This is a genomic window from Pedobacter sp. 01T416_2, assembly GCF_056398925.1.
Genome location: NZ_JBFTQI010000473.1, coordinates 1 through 4685, shown reverse-complemented (window position 1 = coordinate 4685; position 4685 = coordinate 1). Strand labels below are relative to the sequence as shown.

Below are 4685 nucleotides of genomic sequence, written 5' to 3'. Positions count from 1 at the left end.
TTTTTATACAATAAATTAACCCTCAGGATAACAATGTCTGTATTTATGATACAGCCTCTCCTATAAAAGATAATTATTTCGCCGGTGTAATGACGATTTTCCGGTATTCGATCGGTTCATGATCTCCCTGAAGATAAATAGGCCCGGGCTCTCCCTCATTACTATCCAATGCCCCTCCGGTAATGCCCGGGATTTCCTGGTTACTGATGATGGTTTTACCATTGGCTACCACTGTTACCAAACGGCCAACAAGGGTAATATCGTAACGCTGCCATTCATCCGGGCCAAGCGTAACCATTTCATTGGCGGTTAAAAATCCATAAATGCCACCGAATAGCACGCTGTTAGGATGTGCATCTTTTTTGCTGTCCTCAATCTGCACCTCGTAACGGCCCCTTAAGTATACCCCACTGTTTCCGCCTTTGKCGTATTTGAATTCTACATGAAGCTTAAAATCATTATACTTCTGTTGAGAAATCAGATTTGAGCCCGCTTTCGGACTGGTTAAAATACCGTTTTTAACTATCCATTGGTTTGGTCCATTGGTTTTCCAGCCAGACAGATCCTTGCCATTGAACAAATTGATGGGTTTGCCCCAAGCTGGTGCTGCCGTTCTTTTCAGGTAAGGTGTCTTAACGCCTTTCCAGTTATATTGTTTACCATCGCAATTGGTCATTGTTCCCTGAATCCCTGCATCGCCCACGGTGCCATCGATAACTAAATTCGAAGAACCGCTTTCCCATTGTGGCGGGATTTCGAACCTGAATTTTCCATTATCAAACTTCACTTCCGATACCGGACGCGCACTACCAGCGGTAGATACAAAGTACCCCACTAAAGTTTTATAACCAGATAGTTTTACTTCCATCCAGGCAGGCGCCGGTTTTCCGTTTACATCAACGGTAATGTCCCAACGGCCAATCAATGCTGCAGGCTCAACAGCAAGTTTAATGTTATCGGGTATCGTTACTCTTGCAGCAAATGTTTTTTGAGACAGACCTGCAAGGAACAGACAGCTTATACTAAACAAAAAGATTTTTTTTCTCATAAATGTAATTTGATTATTATGTACCTGATGTTTTATAACCCAGGACCAATAAGTTACAGGCCAAGGTAAATTGCCAGTAAGGTATGATTTATTTGTTTTAAGCACAAGTAGTGCTTCGCTCCTGCACAGCATCGTTACAAGACTGCTGTACCGTTATAACGATAAGTCTTAATAAACAAGTGTGCTAACCCATGTGCAAAACAGCGTAAGTTGAAATCATCTAAAAACAAAGGCCCCTGCAAATTTGATCTGCAAGGGCCCGTTTATATATAAGATTGATATTTATCCATTAATGGCTTTAACACCTGGCAATTCTTTGCCTTCCATATACTCAAGTAAAGCACCACCACCGGTAGAAACGTAACTTACTTCATCTTCCATGCCAAATTTTGCAATTGCGGCTGCTGAATCGCCACCACCGATCAATGAAAATGCTCCGTTATCTTTAGTAGCCGCTACAACTGCTTCTGCAACAGCTTTAGTACCTACCTGGAAACTTTCCATTTCGAAAACGCCCATCGGTCCGTTCCACAACAAGGTTTTAGAATTTTTAATTACATCCTGGAACAGGGCAACCGATTTTGGGCCGATATCCAGTCCCATCCAATCTGCAGGAATCTGACCAGAGTCTACATCCTTCTTATCGGCATCATTTGCAAATTTATCAGCAATTACGGTATCTACAGGTAAAATCAGGTTTACGCCTTTTGCTTTTGCTTTTTCGATCAATTCTAAAGAAAGTGCTTGTTTATCGGCTTCTAACAATGAGGTGCCAATTTCTCCGCCCTGCGCTTTAGCAAAAGTGTAAGCCATACCACCACCAATAATCAGGTTATCTACCTTATCCAGCAATTTCTCGATCAAAAGAATTTTATCAGATACTTTAGCACCTCCCATAATTGCAGTAAAAGGTCTTTCTGCGTGGTTCAATATTTTCTCTGCATTTTCTACTTCCGAGGCCATTAAATAACCGAAGTATTTTGCATCTGGGAAAAACTGGGCAATAATTGAAGTTGAAGCATGTGCCCGGTGAGCAGTACCAAAGGCATCGTTTACATAAACGTCGCCTAATTTTGATAATTTTTCTGCAAAGGCAACATCACCTTTTTCTTCTTCTTTGTAAAAACGAAGATTTTCTAACAATAAAACTTCACCTGGTTTTAAATCAGCTGCCTGTTTTACTGCGCTTTCGCCAATACAATCATCAACAAACTTAACTTCAACACCAACAAGAGCAGATAGATCAGATAAGATGTGCTTTAAAGAATATTTATCGGTAGGGCCATCTTTCGGGCGACCTAAGTGAGACATTAAAATAACCGCACCACCATCTTTTAAGATTTTAGAAATGGTTGGCAAAGCCGCCCTGATTCTTTTATCGTCTGTAATTTTAAATTCGTCATCTAAAGGCACATTAAAATCTACCCTGATTAATGCTTTTTTATCTTTAAAGTCAAACTGGTCAATTGTATTCATGTTTAATTATTTTGATTTAAGTTTAATTTCATTTCGTAATGGAAACCGATGCCAGGGATATCGAACTCTGGCGATTCGGTAGTAAAGCCGATTTTCTTGTAAAAAGCTGCCGCCGTTGAACGGGCATTACACCATAAGTAATCGGTTTTATATTCTTTCAGGTATTCAATGGCAAAAGTAACCAGTGCAGCACCATAACCATTTCCAACTGCATCGGGATGGGTGGCCATGCCCCTAAGCTGATAGCCCTCTCCTTCTTCCGGAAAAAAATCGTTCCGCATAAAGGTGGCAATTGATTTTATTTCTCCATCTTTTAAAAAACCAAGATGAAAGGTATCGTAGGCAAGATCGCCTTCAAAAACGCATGCTTCGAATGGTTTGCCATTGCGCAAAACCAGGCTTCTTAAAGGCAGTACTTCTTCTGGAAGAATAAATTTGACCATATTTTTAATATCAGCTAGCTTACATCAAGTGTGAAGATATTGCTATTGGATGCACTGCAAACGTTTGCAAAGTTAATAAAGCAATTGAAACCCGATAATAATATCGGCCAGAATTTTTAACATTTTAGATCACTGCAAAAAAACGACTCTTTCATCTATTTTGATTTTTATACAAAAAATTATCCCTCACGATGACATCTGTTTGCGATTTATCCCTTAACTTAATAACACTGAGGTAGGAGTCGATCCACCGATTAATTAATCCAGCATCTGGAACTGGGGCTTTGCAATGAATAACCGATTACAGCAGGCAATTAACCATGTACTATTGATTAATAAAGCAATAAACCAGCCCTACATTTTAGCCTTTACCAAGCTGATCAATTTTTTTCACCACATCGATCAAACGGCTACTGTAACCAAATTCGTTATCATACCAGCCCACCACTTTAACCAGATCGCCAACGATAGAGGTTAATAACGAATCGAAAATACAGGAATGTGGGTTGTCGATAATATCGACTGATACAATTGGATCTTCGGTATACTCAATAAGACCTTTCAATTCATTTTGTGCAGCGTGCTTAAAAGCTGCATTGATTTCTTCAATGCTTGTCTTCTTCTTTAGCAGGCAGGTAAAATCGGTTAACGATCCGTTTAAAACCGGAACCCTGATTCCTGCCCCACCTAAACGGCCATCCAGTTCCGGAAAAATATGGGTAATGGCTTTTGCTGCCCCTGTTGTAGTTGGAATAATGGAGGATGAAGCTGCCCTTGCCCTGCGCAGATCTTTATGGTTCGCATCATGCAGATTCTGATCACCTGTCATCGAGTGGATCGTCGTAATATAACCCTCTTCAACACCCCAGTTATCATTCAAAATCTTAATCATAGGGGCAATATTATTCGTTGTACAACTGGCATTTGATAATACAGGGCTACTTAAATCAATCTGATGGTCGTTTACACCTAATACAACCATCGGAATATCATCCGCAGCCGGGGCTGAGATCAACACCTGTTTTGCGCCTGATGTAATGTGTTTTTCTGCTGATGACTTGGTTAGATTTTTACCAGTACAATCGATAACCAGATCTACCCTAAGTGCCGACCAAGGCAATTCATCGGCATCCTTGATAGCGAAAACCGGAATAGAAAGCTGATTGATTACCAGTGCATCAGGTTTTGCAGAAACACTCCCGGCGAAAACACCATGAACAGTATCGTACTTAAATAGGTGAGCCATCGTTTTGGCATCTGCCAGGTCGTTAATCGCCACCACTTCAAATCCCTCAGCCAATGCTAAGCGTAAAAATGTTCTTCCTATTCTACCAAAACCATTTATTGCCAGCCTCATTATTATAAAAATTAGAGCGCAAAATTAGTATTTATTTATCAAAGCAAAGACCTGATTATATAAGATGGAAAAGGTATGATGAAACCTTATTTCAGCAGCTATCTTTTTCGTGCTAAGGTCAAAAATATTCTACTTGGCATTACAAAATGATAGAAGTGGAAAGAGACCATGGCAATCGATGGACAATAAATTTCCGGTGCGCAAAGTCATCCGCTTTAAAAAAATGAGTTCTTTTTTAGGAGCGCAGCGCCTGTATAGCTATGGATGTTTGTTCCCGTTCTTCGCTATATCCCCTTCGCTATATCCCTGCGCTGCGCTCCAGGGATGCCGCTGCGACCGGGGCTAGGTACTTCAAATCTGC

General features: G+C 40.5%; 4 protein-coding genes. All 4 read right to left on the bottom strand.

Annotated elements, in window-relative coordinates; translation table 11 throughout:
* Positions 1–73 precede the first annotated feature (73 nt).
* Entirely contained in the window at positions 74–1048 is a 975-nt protein-coding gene (locus AC1DPQ_RS18305) for a 3-keto-disaccharide hydrolase (RefSeq protein WP_477610462.1), read from the bottom strand.
* A 282-nt stretch (positions 1049–1330) separates the two neighbouring features.
* A complete protein-coding gene (locus AC1DPQ_RS18300; protein ID WP_477610461.1) occupies positions 1331–2524 on the bottom strand; it encodes a phosphoglycerate kinase in 1194 nt (397 codons plus the stop codon).
* Between the two features lie 2 nt (positions 2525–2526).
* The gene (locus tag AC1DPQ_RS18295) at positions 2527–2967 is read right to left on the bottom strand and encodes a GNAT family N-acetyltransferase (RefSeq protein ID WP_477610460.1); all 441 of its coding nucleotides are present in this window, start codon (positions 2965–2967) and stop codon (positions 2527–2529) included.
* Positions 2968–3328: 361 nt separating this feature from the next.
* Positions 3329–4324, bottom strand: coding sequence for a type I glyceraldehyde-3-phosphate dehydrogenase (gap, locus tag AC1DPQ_RS18290; protein WP_477578824.1), 996 nt, complete (start codon positions 4322–4324; stop codon positions 3329–3331).
* Between the last annotated feature and the right edge of the window lie 361 nt (positions 4325–4685).